Source organism: Citrobacter sp. VF227, assembly GCF_052950715.1.
The window spans coordinates 1-751 of record NZ_JBRFVF010000088.1 but is presented as its reverse complement, the minus strand read 5'-3'; the positions used below and the strand labels follow the sequence as shown (position 1 = coordinate 751).

The following is a 751-nucleotide window of genomic DNA, read 5'->3' as shown; positions in this document are numbered from 1 at the left end:
CAGGTCAAATCGTTCGAGAGCCAAACCCCTCAGCATGTCGAGGCGTACATTTACAACCTATCTCGGGAAACCGAGCAGAGCATAACAAAAGAATACGAAAATGTGAAAATCGAAGCCGGGTATCAGGACAGTCATGGACTGATATTCGATGGCGACTTGATGCAGAAGCGCGCAGGTCGCGAAAACCCGGTCGATACGTATCTCGCGATCCTGGCGCGGTCCGGCTACCGCGGTAACGGCTACGCGGTCGTGAACACGGCCCTCGAGAAGGGGCACACCAAGCGCGATGTCGTTGACGCCTGCATGAAGGCATTCGCCGAGCACGGGTTGAAGCCCGGCTACATCACCGACCTGGGCGCCGCCAAGGCGATCCGGGGGACGACGCTGTTCGGAATGGCCAGTGACGCCATGCGCACCCTGTGCCAGGGCGCCAACGCATCGTTCAACTTCGAGAACGGGAAGGTGAACGTCCGCAAGAACGGCGAGTTCAAGCCCGGCTCGACGATCGTCCTCAACAGCCAAACGGGGATGATCGGCCGACCCGAGGCGACGATCGACGGCGTCATCGTCCGGATGCTGATGGATCCCAACTGCCAGATCGGGACCAAAATCCAGATTGATGAGAAATCCATCAACCGCGCCGCGTATTCGCCGGCTACCCTCGCCGAAGGTAACAATGCGTTGTTGGATAAAATAATTGCCACCGACGGAATATACCAAGTCATCTCATATGAACACTTCGGAGACACAC

At 57.4% G+C, this 751-nt stretch carries 1 protein-coding gene; it reads left to right on the top strand.

The features are described from left to right. Nucleotides 1–102 precede the first annotated feature (102 nt). On the top strand, nucleotides 103–751 hold a 649-nt coding region (locus ACU8YC_RS25195; protein WP_446895986.1), incomplete at its 3' end, for a hypothetical protein.